Annotated in this window: 13 protein-coding genes; 7 read left to right on the top strand and 6 right to left on the bottom strand. The window is 69.1% G+C overall.

Annotation, left to right across the window (positions count from 1 at the left end; genetic code table 11):
- Positions 1 to 9: 9 nt before the first annotated feature.
- The 5 genes from SOM13_RS10780 to SOM13_RS10760 all read right to left on the bottom strand — a co-directional run bounded on the left by SOM13_RS10780 (position 10) and on the right by SOM13_RS10760 (position 4,987).
- Positions 10 to 1,104 (bottom strand): ABC transporter substrate-binding protein, encoded by a 1,095-nt coding sequence (locus tag SOM13_RS10780; RefSeq protein WP_192060694.1) that lies wholly within the window; start codon positions 1,102 to 1,104, stop codon positions 10 to 12.
- Positions 1,105 to 1,222: 118 nt separating this feature from the next.
- The gene (locus tag SOM13_RS10775; protein WP_243214280.1) at positions 1,223 to 2,068 is read right to left on the bottom strand and encodes a DJ-1/PfpI family protein; all 846 of its coding nucleotides are present in this window, start codon (positions 2,066 to 2,068) and stop codon (positions 1,223 to 1,225) included.
- Between the two features lie 47 nt (positions 2,069 to 2,115).
- Positions 2,116 to 2,895: an ABC transporter ATP-binding protein gene (locus SOM13_RS10770; RefSeq protein ID WP_320479719.1), complete on the bottom strand. Its 780-nt coding sequence runs from the start codon at positions 2,893 to 2,895 to the stop codon at positions 2,116 to 2,118.
- Complete coding sequence (locus SOM13_RS10765; protein ID WP_320479718.1) at positions 2,892 to 3,959, bottom strand: iron ABC transporter permease; 1,068 nt, start codon at positions 3,957 to 3,959, stop codon at positions 2,892 to 2,894. The genes SOM13_RS10770 and SOM13_RS10765 overlap by 4 nt, the downstream gene beginning before the upstream one ends.
- Positions 3,956 to 4,987, bottom strand: coding sequence for an ABC transporter substrate-binding protein (locus tag SOM13_RS10760; protein WP_320479717.1), 1,032 nt, complete (start codon positions 4,985 to 4,987; stop codon positions 3,956 to 3,958). Before SOM13_RS10760 ends, SOM13_RS10765 begins: the two co-directional genes overlap by 4 nt.
- A 133-nt stretch (positions 4,988 to 5,120) precedes the next feature.
- On the opposite strand from SOM13_RS10760, the gene SOM13_RS10755 reads away from it, so the two are divergent.
- A complete protein-coding gene (locus SOM13_RS10755) occupies positions 5,121 to 5,354 on the top strand; it encodes a hypothetical protein (protein ID WP_320479716.1) in 234 nt (77 codons plus the stop codon).
- Positions 5,355 to 5,443: 89 nt separating this feature from the next.
- Positions 5,444 to 6,388 (top strand): PDR/VanB family oxidoreductase, encoded by a 945-nt coding sequence (locus tag SOM13_RS10750; RefSeq protein ID WP_320479715.1) that lies wholly within the window; start codon positions 5,444 to 5,446, stop codon positions 6,386 to 6,388.
- 57 nt (positions 6,389 to 6,445) lie between these two features.
- Here the strand turns inward: SOM13_RS10750 and SOM13_RS10745 are convergent, their stop codons facing one another.
- Positions 6,446 to 7,057, bottom strand: a complete 612-nt coding sequence (locus SOM13_RS10745; protein WP_320479714.1) for a DUF5134 domain-containing protein — start codon at positions 7,055 to 7,057, stop codon at positions 6,446 to 6,448.
- Between the two features lie 77 nt (positions 7,058 to 7,134).
- On the opposite strand from SOM13_RS10745, the gene SOM13_RS10740 reads away from it, so the two are divergent.
- From SOM13_RS10740 to SOM13_RS10720, 5 genes are all read left to right on the top strand, one after another.
- The gene (locus SOM13_RS10740; RefSeq protein WP_243214285.1) at positions 7,135 to 8,586 is read left to right on the top strand and encodes a PepSY-associated TM helix domain-containing protein; all 1,452 of its coding nucleotides are present in this window, start codon (positions 7,135 to 7,137) and stop codon (positions 8,584 to 8,586) included.
- Between the two features lie 91 nt (positions 8,587 to 8,677).
- Positions 8,678 to 8,896, top strand: a complete 219-nt coding sequence (locus tag SOM13_RS10735) for a heavy metal-associated domain-containing protein (RefSeq protein ID WP_320479713.1) — start codon at positions 8,678 to 8,680, stop codon at positions 8,894 to 8,896.
- 108 nt (positions 8,897 to 9,004) lie between these two features.
- Positions 9,005 to 9,211 (top strand): heavy-metal-associated domain-containing protein, encoded by a 207-nt coding sequence (locus SOM13_RS10730; protein WP_243214286.1) that lies wholly within the window; start codon positions 9,005 to 9,007, stop codon positions 9,209 to 9,211.
- On the top strand, positions 9,204 to 11,279 hold the full coding sequence (locus SOM13_RS10725) for a cytochrome c oxidase assembly protein (RefSeq protein ID WP_320479712.1): 2,076 nt from the start codon (positions 9,204 to 9,206) through the stop codon (positions 11,277 to 11,279). The genes SOM13_RS10730 and SOM13_RS10725 overlap by 8 nt, the downstream gene beginning before the upstream one ends.
- Complete coding sequence (locus SOM13_RS10720) at positions 11,276 to 13,576, top strand: heavy metal translocating P-type ATPase (RefSeq protein ID WP_320477915.1); 2,301 nt, start codon at positions 11,276 to 11,278, stop codon at positions 13,574 to 13,576. The genes SOM13_RS10725 and SOM13_RS10720 overlap by 4 nt, the downstream gene beginning before the upstream one ends.
- The last annotated feature ends 3 nt before the right edge of the window (positions 13,577 to 13,579 follow it).

Genomic DNA, 13,579 nt, shown 5'->3' with positions numbered 1-13,579 from the left:
CCCGGCCGATCAGAAGGCGTCGGGGTGCGCAGCGCGAGCGATCTTGTCGATCGCGGCGGCGTTCGTCGGCCCGACGTACACCCCGTCCGACACGGTCACGTAGCTGTTGTTCTTGGCTGCGTCCCACTGCGGGTACTCGGCGAAGAGCGCTGCCGCCTCAGCGTCGAGGTCTTCTCCCCGAGTGAACCCGCCGACGACCAGGATGTCCACATCGGCGGAGGAGAGCTGCTCTTCGTCGATGGCCGAGGTGAAGGTCAACCCGCTGTCCTTCAGTGCGCCCGAGACCCCTGCGCGGGCGAGGACGTCGTCGAAGATCCCCCCGAGGAACACGGCGGGCATCCCGTTGGGCGTCATCATCGACATGCCGGGGAACACGATCAGCCCCGTGGGCTCTTCCTTGCCCTCGACGGCTGCCGACACGGCGTCGATCTGACCGCGCAGGTCATCCACGAGGACCTGCGCCTCGTCCTGCACGTCGAAGACGTTGCCGACCAAGTTGAGGAAATCGAAGGACGACTCCACGGTGGCCTCGTCGAACGCGCCGAGTTCTTCCTCTGTCGCGTCCTCCTTGCCCATGGCGCAGTTGGCAGGGTTGACGAGGGTCTCGATGCCCGCCTCGGCGAGCTCCTCCCGTGACGACTGACCGGAACTCGGGTCGAACCCTCCCGAGGTCGTCGCGATGACGAGGTCCGGCTCGAGCGCGAGGAGCTGCTCGGCGGGGATCTCGAAACTGCCGGCCATGTCGACGTCTCCCGTCGGGAGCGCGTCGATCTGCTCGACCAGTCCCGGCATGTCGGACATGCCGTAGTTCTGGGTGTTCGCGAGGATCGTGTCCTCGAGATCGAGCATCACGAGTGATTCCACCTCGGAGACCGACGCTCCGTTCATCAGGACGACTCGAGAGGGCCGCTCGTCGAACGTCTGGGTGAGGCCGCAGTTCTCGATGCTGAGGGGATACGACGTCGGCCCGCCGGTGAGCGTCGTCCCGTCGCCGACCGGGCCGGCTGAATCGGCAGGAGACGGAGTGGCCGAGCACCCCACCAGGGCGGTGAGGGTGACGAGTGATCCAAGGGCCAGCGCGGTACGTGATCTGGCGAAGTGCATGGGAGGGCCTTTCTTCAGAGGGAATGATTGACTCTACAAGTTGTAGAACACAGCGACACGCGGATTCCTCCACGTCGACACACCGTGCGCCGCATGGCGAACGGATGCCCGTGCAGTGTCAGCGTGCGGGGGCGCGGAGCTCTTCGACGAGCGGTGCGAGGAAGTCGCGAGAGAGGTCGGTCAGTGCCGGGCCGGCCTTCTCGGGAGTGCCCGTGTCGATTGGGGGCTCAGGGGCGTACTCGGCGCCCAGAACGGCGAAGCGTGCCATCTCCTCCCCGCACAGGTACGAGACCAGCGTGATGGCGAGGTCCATGCCAGCGGTGACTCCTGCCGCTGTCAGCCGGTTGCCGTCCTCCACCACGCGCTCGTTGACCTCGACGGCGCCGTAGCCGGCCAGGAGGTGCCGGACGGACCAGTGCGACGTCGCACGTCGTCCCTCGAGGAGGCCTGCGGCGGCGAGAGCGATCGAGCCGGAGCAGACGCTGGTGACGTAGGTCGCCTGGTCGCCGAGGCGTCGCAGGTCGGCCATGGCACGGGCGTCACGGAGGAGGATGCCCGTGTCGCCACCGGGCACGAGGAGGACTTCTGGGGCGACACGCATGTCGTGGAGCGCCAGCGCGGGCACCAGGGCCACACCGCTGCTGCTCAGCACCGCTTCATCCGCGGAGCCCGTCGTGACGAAGTGCACGTCCGCGCCCGTCGCTGCCAGGAAGTGGAAAGGACCGACGACGTCGAGAAGCTCGAAGCCGGGGTGCAGGACGATCAGGATCGTCTTGCCCGTGGCGAACCGCATCCCGGGCCGCGCGGCGAGGGTGTGGTGAGCAGCGACGGAGCGGTCGATGGCGTTCTGCTTGGCGGGGTCGTCGCCGACGACGCTGAACAAGGTGCTCCCAGTCTGGTCGTTCCCTGCCGTGCGTCCAGGCAGCGCCTCGGTCTCCGTGCTGTCGTGGGATTCATCGTTCATGTCCGGTTCTCCTTCTCGTGATGGTCGTGGTGGGTCGAGGTCGGCCGTCAGCTGTCCGCATAGACGAGCTGCAGGCGACCGGTGAGCGGGTTGACGAGCGTGTCGGCGCGAACGCCGAATACGCGCTGCAGCAGCTGCGGAGTGAAGACCTCGCCCGGCAGCCCCGAGGCGACTACCCGGCCGTGTTCGAGCACGACGATCTCGTCGCAGTAAGACGCCGCAAGGTTCAGATCGTGCAGCGTGACCAGGGTCGTGACGTCGAGCGACCGGACGAGAGCGAGCAGCTGGAGCTGGTGTCGGATGTCCAGATGATTGGTGGGCTCGTCGAGGACGAGGAGCCGCGGCTCCTGTGCGAGCGCGCGGGCGAGCTGCACTCGCTGACGCTCTCCACCCGACAGTGTGCTCATGTCACGGTCGGCGAAGTCCTCGACACCGGCCCTCCTCATCGCCAGTTCGACGACTCGCCCGTCCTCGGCACGGCCCGATCCGAGCAAGCTGCCGTGCGGCAGGCGTCCGGTCGTGACGCAGTCGACGACGGTGAGTTCGAGGTCGACGGGGCTGTCCTGGACGACCGCTGCGGTGATGCGCGCCGCCTCCTTGGCCGACATCGACCAGACGTCACGATCCTCGACGAGCACGGTCCCCTCGGCCGGCCGCAGCATGCGGTAGATCGTCCGCAGGAGCGTCGACTTGCCGCTCCCGTTCGGGCCCACGAGGCCGACGACGTTCCCGTGGGCACTCAGGGCCACCTCTTCGATGATCCGGCGTCCGGCTAGGTCGACGCTGACGCCTTCGACGCGGAGCGCTCCGCCTGCCCTGACGCTCATCGTCCGCTCCGCCCGGAGCGGCGCAGCAGCCAGAGGAAGAACGGCGCACCGACGACGGAGGTGAGGAGACCGACCGGCACCTCGGTCGGCGCGAGGAGCAGCCGAGCGCCGATGTCCACCAGCACCAGGAGGAGCCCCCCGGCGAGAGCGGACGCAGGCAGCACCCAGCGGTGGTCGGAGCCGATCACCATGCGGACGGCGTGCGGCACGACGAGGCCGACGAACCCGATGGAGCCGCTGACCGCGACGACGACGCCGACGAGCAGCGAGGTGATGACGAACAACCCCAGTCGCACCCGGCCGACGTCGACGCCGAGACTCGCGGCCGTCTCGTCACCGGTGAGGAACGCGTTGAGGACGGGGGCGAGGAGCACCAGCACGGTCGTCGATGCGACCAGCACGAGGGCCGGCACCCCCAGGTCGCTCCAGGTCGCCGCGGCGAGGCTGCCGGCGAGCCACGAGAGCACCGGCCCGACGCCCTGGTTCGTGCCGCTCGACCGGAGGACGAGGTAGCTCGTGACGGAGCTCAGCAGGTACGACAGAGCGACGCCCGCGAGCAGCAGCCTGTTCGGAGTGACGCGCCCTCCCTGCTGGGCGAGCACGAAGACAAGGAGAGTCGTGACGAGAGCTCCGACGAACGCGGCCACCGGTGTGGACACGGAGGCGAGGGCACCGGTCGTGAGGGTGAGCGCGGCGACCGCGGCGACGGAGGCGCCCGACGAGACGCCGAACACGAACGGGTCCGCCAGGGGGTTCCGCACGACGGCCTGCAGGACGGCGCCCGCGACCGCGAGGGCCGCTCCGACGACGAGGCCGAGGAGGGCGCGAGGAAGACGGAACTCCCACACGATCTGGTCGTCGAGACCGTCGACGCGACCGAGGGCCCACGGTGCCAGGCGCCCGCCGACGACCTCGAGGACTCGACTCGGCGCGATGCCGACGCTGCCGACGGCCACGGACAGGACGACGGCCACGACGCAGGCGGCCACGAGCACACCGATCATCAGCTGCGGGTGTTGGAGAGCCCTGATCTGCTGCCGGGAAGCGGTGGCCGCGCCGTTCATGAGGAGGGGACCGTCAGGTCCAGGTCTGAGTGGATCGCGTTGGCGATCTTCGTCAGCCCGACCATGACCGAGATGGAGGAGTCGGTCTCCTGCGTGGGCACCTCGGTGATCCTGCCGGCCTGCACGGCGGGCAGGTCGGGGAAGTTCTCTTCGAGGAACGCCTTCTGGGACGCGAAGTCCTGTCCGGGAAAGGTCCCCACCAGGACGACGTCCGCGTCGGAGGCGGCGAACTCCTCCTTGCTGACGTAGACGGAGTCCGAAGGGAACACGTTCTCGCCTCCCGCTGTCGTGATGAGATCGTCGTAGATGCCGCCCGCGAGGACGATCACCGGACCGGTTCCGCCGTTGAAGTAGGCCGTCTTGACGGTCGGCTCGCCCTCGACAGCCGAGACGACGGCCGATCTGTCGGCCTCGAGCTCCGCGACGACCTCGTCAGCCCTGTCAGCGACGTCGAAGATCGTCCCGTAGTCGCGGAGCGTCTTCTCGACGGACTCGATGTTCCAGGTCTCGGTGCTCTGCGAGTCGGTCGAACCGCAGAGGTTGGCGCCGTAGACGGCAGCCCCGGTCCGTTCGAGCTGCTCGACGGACGCGTAGCCCTGCGAGGCGTCGAACGCGAAGCCGTCGAGGACCTGACCGGTCACGAAGTCGGGCTTCTCGCTGAGGAGGACCTCCTTCGAGGGGAAGCCCATCTGGCTGCCGACGTCCTTGAGCCCCGTCGCCTGCGACGCGACCGACTCGGGATAGGGCGCGTAGTTCTCCTGGACCGCGACGATCCGGTCGCCCAGGCCCAGGGCGAGGAGCGCCTCGGTGTTCGACTGCCACAGGCTGACCGCACGCTCCGGTGGGGCGTCGATCGTGATCTGTCGACCGCAGTTCTCGAGGGTCACGGGATACGTCGTCGACGTCACACCGGCAGGCGAAATCGCGGGCGTTGCCTCGCCGCCCGCGGCCGTGCATGCGGTGGTCAGGAGCAGGAACGCGGCCGCCGCCCCGGTTCCGGTGAGGACGTGTCGGACGGTGGATCGCATGGGACTCCTTCAATCGGTGGCGCCAGCTATTCTACGTCTCGTAGAAGACTGACCAGAGAATCCTCTTGACCATGAACTACATTCTGTAGAACAGGGTCGTGATGACACCGACGAACAACCCGAGGGAGCATCGATGACCACCGCCGACGAGGTCGACCACCTCCCGTGGCTAGACACTGCGACGAGCCTCACGCAGGTGGCCGCCATCGCCGTCTTGATCGTGTTGGTGCTCGCTCGACCCACGCCGGACGACGACGACCCGCGGCCCGTGACCCTCGGCGACGACGTCGCCTCCCTGAGACACCTTGCCGAGCGGCTCGCCTCCCGATTCGCTCGAACGCCTCGAGCGCCGAAGGACCCGTCGTGACCCCACCGCTGTTCCGGGGCCTGCGCGCCCGCCGGACGCCCAGCTCCTCGACTCGGGGAACGACCCGGCATGGAAGGCAGCCCGTGCGGGTGCACGACATCTCCCGCGCGGCCCGCGACGCGCTCCTCGTCGAGCTACGGCCCGTCGAGCCAGACCAGGAGCTCGAGGCCTTCGAAGCCGGGGCGCATATCGACCTCCACCTCGACGAGCGCCTCGTGCGCCAGTACTCGCTCGTCAGCCACGGCGAGGACACGGCGAGGTACCTCGTCTGCGTGCGCCACGACCCGAACGGTCGCGGCGGCTCGGCGGCGGTGCACGAGCGCCTCGCCGTGGGCGACGTGGTCGAGGTGTCGAGGCCCCGCAACACGTTCCCCCTCGGCGGGTCGGACTCGTCGGCGGTCCTCCTGGCAGGGGGTGTGGGCATCACGCCGTTCGTGACGATGGCCGAGCAGCTGCACCGGCGGGGCACGCCCTTCGAACTCCACGCCTGGTCCCGCGACGCCGATGCCCTCCCCCTCCTCGCCCTCCTCACCGCCAGCCCGTGGCGTGATCGCATCACCCTGCACCACAGCGACGACGGCGACTCCTTCCGGACGAGCTGGCCGCGATCGCTCGAGTCGGTCGACGACGGAGGCGCGGTGTACGCCTGCGGTCCCGAGGGCTTCGTCAGCGTGGCCCGTGACCGCGCCCTCGCGGCGGGCTGGCGGACGGACCAGGTGCGATGCGAGAGCTTCGACCCACCCGCCGAGCCGACTCGAGACGGCGACAGGACCTTCACCGTCGTGGCCCGCTCGACGGGCGAGAGGATCGAGGTCGGGGCAGACGAGTCCATTGCGGACGCCTTGGAACGGCGAGGCTACGAGACCTACCGCTCCTGCGGCCAGGGGCATTGCGGGTCGTGCCTGACCGCCGTGCTCGCCGGCGTCCCCGATCATCGCGACGACTTCCAGACGGAGGTGGACCACGCTGCAGGGACCCGCATCAACACCTGCTGTTCGCGGTCGCTCTCTCCCGTCCTCGAACTCGACGTGTGAGCCATGGGCGGTCACGTGGGCCCGTGGGCCTGGGCCCTCATGGGCGCGAGGTGGGGACTACGCGTTCATCAGGACGAGCATCCACGCCATGCCCGCGGCCATCACGACATGGCAGAGCAGGTGGACGCGGTGCCCCCGGCTGACGAACATCTGCACGAGCCACCAGAGGGCCGCGACCACTGAGACGACGACGAAGAGGACGTTGACGACGTCGGCCCAGATGGGGGTCGCCGTCAGCATGTCGGCACCGGCGTCCGCTCCGGCGTGCTCGGCGTGGACCGATCCCCCGCCGGGGCTCATGGCACCGGCCATCAGCAACGGCATCGCGGCGAGCATCCAGATCATGGCCACGTCCAGCGCGATGTGGCCCGCGAGGTCGGTGCGCGCACGCCGGGACGACGCGCGCAGGAGCGGCGGCACGAGAGAGAGACCGAGGATCGCGAACAGGAGGACCTGTGCCCAGGTCACGACGTCCATCGCGAAGAACCAGGTCATGGCGATCATGGCGATGCTCATGACGCCGTGGTTGACGTCGACGAGCTCGCCGTCGGTGATGACTGCTCGCCGATCCGCGGCACGGAGCCTTCCCACCAGGGCGTCCCCCACGCAGATCACGAAGGTGAACGCGAAAGCGATGGTCAGGACGATGTTCCAGGGGTAATCGATCACGTCGACAGGTTAGTTCTACATCTTGTAGAGTGCCAACTCGACGACCGGACGATCCCGGTCCCGACCGAGAGGCTGGCATGACCGCGACCGAGATGGACCGCCGCACCGGAGCCGACGTCCCGAACAGGCCGACAGGCCGAGTGGGCCGTCCAGGCAGGCGTCCGACGAACTGGTTCGCCGCTTTCTGGCGGTGGCACTTCTACGGTTCGATCATCGTCATCCCGGTCCTGTTCATCCTCTCGATCTCGGGCTTGACCTACATGTTCCGAGCCGAGGTGGACTCGTTCACTCATCCCGGCGTCCTCACCGTCACCGCCCCCGAGGACGCAGAGCGCGCCTCCCTGTCGAGCCAGGAGGCTGCTGTCAGAGACGCGTTCCCGGACAGGGAGGTCCTCTCCGTCGTGGACGCGGTCGGCGACCGTTCGACCGTCTTCGTCACGGAACGCGCCGACGGCGTCGGGAGCAACGTCTACGTCGACCCGTACTCGACCACCGTGACGGGGGACCTGACCGAGAACGAGCTCGTCTCGAACTGGGCCGAGCGCATCCACGGCGACCTGCTGCTGGGCGACGAGCAGATCGGCGACAGGATCGTCGAGCTGGGGGCCAGCTGGGCGATCGTCCTGACCATCACGGGGTTCATCATCTTCTTCCTGGGTCGCCGTCCCCGAGGCGCGGCTCGGGCGAAGAAGGTGCCGGGCTCCAGGCTGCGCGGCATGCACGCGATCGCAGGCCTGCCGGTCGGGCTGGGCATCCTGATGCTGGTCGTCTCCGGCCTGCCGTGGACGGGCGTCTGGGGTTCACTTGCCGAGCAGGTCGCGGCGGGCGACGGAGGATCGCTGTGGGGCGCGGACCCCGGCGCCGAATCGACCCTCGGCGACCTGATCGAGGACACCAACGGGACGACAGCTCCGGCCGGCTGGGCGATCGCAGGCGGCCCTCTGGGGACGAGCCAGGGCGCCGGCTCGATGATCTCGATCGACGAGGCCGTAGCCGCCGCTCGCGACGAAGGCGCGCCCGAGCCGTACTCGATCGTCTACCCGGAGGGGGACGACGGCGTCTTCAGCGTCATGGGCAGCCAGTGGAACGACAACGGCAACCCCTCCGAGTCCGACGTGGCCCTCGAGAAGACCGTCCACGTCGACCAGTACACCGGCGACGTCGCCGGCACCTATGGTTACGACGACTTCAGCGCCACCGCCAAGACGGTGTCACAGGGCGTCGCGCTGCACGAAGGACGTCGCTTCGGCACCGTCAACACGGTTCTCACGGTGCTCTTCTGCCTCGCCGTGATGTTCCTCTGCATCTCGGGGCCACTCATGTGGTGGACCCGTCGAGGACGCGCCTCCGGACTCTCGGCCCCCCGGGCGGCGCTCCCCGTCTGGAGCAGCAGGGTCCTGCTCATCGCGATGGTGGCCCTGGGGCTCTTCCTGCCGATCTTCGGGCTGTCCCTGATCCTCGTGCTGGCACTGGACCAGCTGCTCATCCGAAGAGTGCCGCGCCTGCGCAAGTTCTTCGGCTCGGTCTGATCACACAGCCGAGTCGCCAGATGTCGGACGAGACTGCCGACGACCGCTCGGGCATCACGCCCGTGCGGCCCACGATGGAAAGGAATGCACGATGACCACTTGGACAGGGCCCGTGAACGGCCTCACCTGCAACGGCTGCGTGACGACGGTCACCGAGACTCTCATCGGCCTCGACGGCGTCGACTCGGTCGACGTCGACCTCGCCCCCGGGAAGACATCGACGGTGACTGCGCACGGTACGCGCGAGCTGAGCGACGCCGAGGTCGGCGCCAGCCTCTCGGCGGTCGGAGCGTTCTCGATCGCTCACTGAGGAACCGGTCGACGTCGAGAGAACACGTTCGCCACCGCGTTCTACAGCACGTAGAGTGGGAGGTGCGTGAGGCGTCGACCGGGAGGCCTCCACTTGAGAGGACCCCCTGTGCAGACCACGTTCACCGTCGCCGGCATGACCTGCGAGCACTGCGAGAAGCGAGTCACCGGGGAGGTGGGCGATGTCGTCGGTATCGAGGCAGTGACTGCCGACCACGTGACGGGCCTGCTCTCCGTGACCAGCGCCTCCGCCCCCGATCCCGAGGCCGTCCGCGAGGCGGTCGAGGAGGCGGGCTACACCGTCGTCGATGGCTGAGACGATCCCGCCACCCCCCGCAGCCGCCGCCTCAGCGGGCCCCTCGCGGCGAACTCGCGATCGGCGCGCGGCCCTCGGCTCGGTCTTCGTCGGCATCCCGCTGCTCGCCGTCGTCGTGACCGTCGTCGTGATGGGCCCGTCCGGGTACGAATCCCTGCACCGACCTGTGCCCGACCTCGTCACATCCCTGATGAGCGGTCTGCTCCGGGTCGTGGCCGAGTGCGCCGGCTCCGTGACGGTGGGCGCATTGTTCTTCGCCGCCTTCATCCGAGCACGCTCGGGCGCCCGCCGGCTCGTCGTCGACAACGGTCGTGACCTGAGCACCGTCCGGTGGGCGTCGCTCCTCTGGGCCCTCAGTGCGACGAGCCTCGCAGCCGTCGACGCCGCCGACGCCAGCGGGCAGTCGCTCGATCGCCTGCTGGAACCCGGCTCGCTCGCGTACCTGATGTCCGCCTCCTACCTGCCCGGCGCGTGGGTGCTGGCAGCTGTCGTCGCGTGGACCATCTACCTGATGGCGAACTTCCTGGGGACATGGCAGCCGCTCCTCATCATGCTCGCCCTCAGCATCCTCGCCGTCCTCGCCCCTGTCGTGGTCGGGCAGGTCCTGGTCGGACCGCAACACGACTTCGGCGGAGATGCTGCCATCATCGGCACACCCGCCACGACCATCCTCACAGGACTCGTGTTCCTGGTCGCCTGGGCTGCCGCGCGAGGGGACGCCCTCGGCGCGGTCGAGGCCCGCCGCCTGCGGTGGACGGCGGTCGTTACCGGCGTGATCGCGGCGGGCACCCAGACGATCATCGCCGCGTTCATGCTGGCAGGCTCGGCCCCGTGGGAGAGCGCGACGGGGTGGCTGTTCCTGGTGCGGTTCGCCCTCCTCGGCGCCCTCGGCGTGCTCGGTTGGCGGGCGACACGGCCCGCTGCCGCTCCGCAGCACTCGACCTGGACCATCACGGCACTCGCCGCTCTGCTGCTCTCCGCGCACCTCGGGATCACCAGTGCCATGACGCGCATCCCGCCTCCTCAGTACTTCGTCCCCACCTCGGTGGACCAGGTGTTCCTCGGCTACGACGTCGACAGCGAGCCGAGCCCGCTCGTGCTCCTCCTGGAGTGGCGGCCCAACATCCTCTTCGCCGTCCTGACCGCCGCCGGGATAGGCCTGTACCTCTGGGGTGTCCGACGGCTCCGACAGCGCGGCGATGCCTGGCCCGTGGGACGCACGATCGCCTGGGTGCTCGGCTGGGCCACGGTGTTCCTCACGACGTCATCCGGTCTCGGCAAGTACTCCAGCGTGTCGTTCAGCCTGCACATGATCCTGCACATGTCCCTCAACATGCTCGGGCCGCTGCTGCTCGTGATGGGCGGCGTCGTGACGCTCGCCCTGCGAGCCAGCACCGCACACCGGAGGAACGAGCCCGCAGGCGTGCACGAGTGGATCACCGCCATGCTCAACTGGCGCCTGACCCATGCCTTCTACCACCCCATCCACGTCTTCGTCTCATTCGTCGGCACCTACTACCTGCTCTACCTGACGCCGATCTTCGGGGAAGCACTGAGGTACCACTGGTCGCACCAGCTGATGAACCTCGACTTCCTCATCATCGGCTACGTCTTCTACAGCCTCGTCATCGGCGTCGACCACCCGCCGCGGCCTCTGCCCCACATCGGCAAGCTCGGCCTCGTCCTCGCCGCGATGCCCTTCCACGCCTTCTTCGGCGTCGTCATCATGTCGAGCGAGACCGTGATCGCACGGAACTACTACGAGTACATCGGCAAGTGGTGGATGACCGACCTCGCCCACGACCAGTACGTCGGCGGCGGCATCGCCTGGGCCGCCGGCGAGCTGCCCCTGATCGCAGTCGTCATCGCCCTCGTCACCCAGTGGTCGAGGCAGGACTCCCGACGCGCGAAGCGAGTCGACCGCCACCTCGACAGCGGCATCGACGACAGCTTCGAGGCCTACAACGACATGCTCAATCGGCTCTCCGGCCGGAGCACCACCCCCTCGGGAACGCCCGAGACGACGGCGACCGCCGAGCGGGTGCCCGAGATGAAGGACCAGACGTGACCACCACCTCCCAGCCCACGGCAGCCGTCGACACGACCACCGCCCCGTCGGAGGCGTACTTCGAGCTCGATGTCGGCGGCATGACCTGCGCGTCGTGCGCGAACGCCGTCGAGCGGAAGCTCAACAAGCTCCCCGGGGTGACCGCCTCGGTCAACTACGCCACCGAGCGCGCGCTCGTCTCGGGGCTGGCACCCGCACAGGTCGACACCGCCATCGCCGCGGTCGAGAAGGCGGGCTACGCCGCCGCGATGCGACAGGGCGACGACGACAGCTGGACCGCCAGGGCCACCGAGACCACCATCACGTCGCTGCGTCGCCGACTCGCCGTGGCTGCTCTACTCACCATCCCGCTCTGCGACCTGACGATCCTGCTCGCGCTCGTCCCCGGTTTCCGGTTCGACGGATGGCAGCTCGTCTGCGTCCTGCTGGCCGTGCCCATCGTCACGTGGGCGGCGTGGCCGTTCCACAAGGCGACCTGGCGCAGCCTGCGTCGAGGCACGTTCGGCATGGACAGCCTGGTCTCGCTCGGCAGCATCGTGTCCTTCGGGTGGGCCGTCTACACGCTCGTCTTCGCCCCGAGCACGGAGCCGGGCTACTGGCTCGGCTTCGGCGTGACCCCCGCCGGCGCCGACGCCATCTACCTCGACGTCGCTGCGGGCATGGTCACGTTCCAGCTCGGCGGACGCTACTTCGAGACCCGCTCGCGCCGCCGCGCGGGCGACGTGCTGAACGCCATCGGGAACCTGGCCGTCCGGCAGGCCCGCGTCCGTGACGCCGACGGCACCGAGCGTGTCGTGCCGTCGACCGAGCTCCGTGTCGGGGACACGGTCGTCGTCCTCCCTGGCGAGCGGATCGCCGTCGACGGGACCGTCTCGTCCGGGACGTCCACCGTCGACACCAGCGCCATGACCGGCGAGTCCGTCCCCGCGGACCTCGCACCGGGAGACGACGCCATCGGCGGCACGGTCAACGTCACCGGACGTCTGGAGATCACCGCCGTCACCGTCGGCGCCCGCACCCGCCTGGCCCAGATGGCGGCCCTCACCGAGGACGCCCAGAGACGCAAGGCCGGGGTGCAGACCTTCGCCGACAAGGTCTCGTCCGTCTTCGTGCCCTGCGTGATCGTTCTCGCTGTCATCGTGACCGCCATCTGGCTCCTGATCGGTGCCGAACCCTCGACGGCCGTCGGCAACGGCATCGCCGTCCTGATCATCGCGTGCCCCTGCGCACTCGGCCTCGCCACCCCGACCGCGCTCATGGTCGGCATCGGACGCGGCGGGCAGCTCGGCGTGCTCATCAAGGGACAGGACGCCCTCGAGGCGAGCGGTGTCATCGACACCGTCGTCCTCGACAAGACCGGCACCGTCACCACCGGCGGCATGCGCGTCGTCGACGTCGTCGTCACCGGGATACTCGATCGCGAGACCCTGCTGCGCCTCGCCGGCAGTGTCGAGACGGCCTCGGAGCACGCTGTGGCCCGCGCCGTCACAGCGGCAGCATCCGCCGAGGTCGGCATCCTGTCGACGCCCGAGGGCTTCACGGCGCTGACCGGCCTCGGAGCCCGCGCCGTCGTCGACGGCCACCAGATCCTCATCGGCAACGCCCGCCTCCTCCGGGAGAACGGGATCGAGCTCGACGCCGTGCTCACCGAGGCGGTCGAACGGCTCGGCTCGACCGGCGCCTCCGCGGTCCTCCTGGCCGTCGACGGTGTCGCCTCGGCCGTGTTCGGGGTGCACGACGACATCAAGCCGTCCGCACCTGCCGCGGTCGCGGGGCTCCGAGCACTCGGCCTGCGCACCGTGCTCCTGACCGGAGACACGGACGGCGTCGCGCAGACGGTCGGCGCAGCCATCGGAGTCGACGAGGTCATCTCGGGTGTCCTGCCGACCGACAAGGCCGCTGCGATCTCCGCCCTCCAGACCGACGGCCACAGGGTCGCGATGGTGGGTGACGGCGTGAACGACTCCGCTGCTCTCGCGACCGCCAACCTGGGGCTCGCCATGGTGCAGGGCACCGACATCGCGATGAAGGCCGCCGACATCATCCTGGTCAGGGACGACCTGCGTGTGGTGGTGGACGCCGTCCAGCTGTCACGCCAGACGCTCCGGACGATCAGGCTCAACCTGGTCTGGGCCTTCGGGTACAACGTCCTCGCCATCCCCCTGGCTGCGGTCGGCTTGCTCAACCCGCTGATCGCAGCGGCGACGATGGCCCTGTCGTCGGTGCTCGTCGTGTCGAACAGCCTGCGGCTGCGCTCGTTCGAGCCGAACCGCAGCGGAGGCGCACCCCGCGGGTGATGC

The organism is Frigoribacterium sp. CFBP9030, from assembly GCF_034045195.1.
Classification (GTDB): domain Bacteria; phylum Actinomycetota; class Actinomycetes; order Actinomycetales; family Microbacteriaceae; genus Frigoribacterium.
This window is presented reverse-complemented; position numbering and strand designations above follow the sequence as displayed.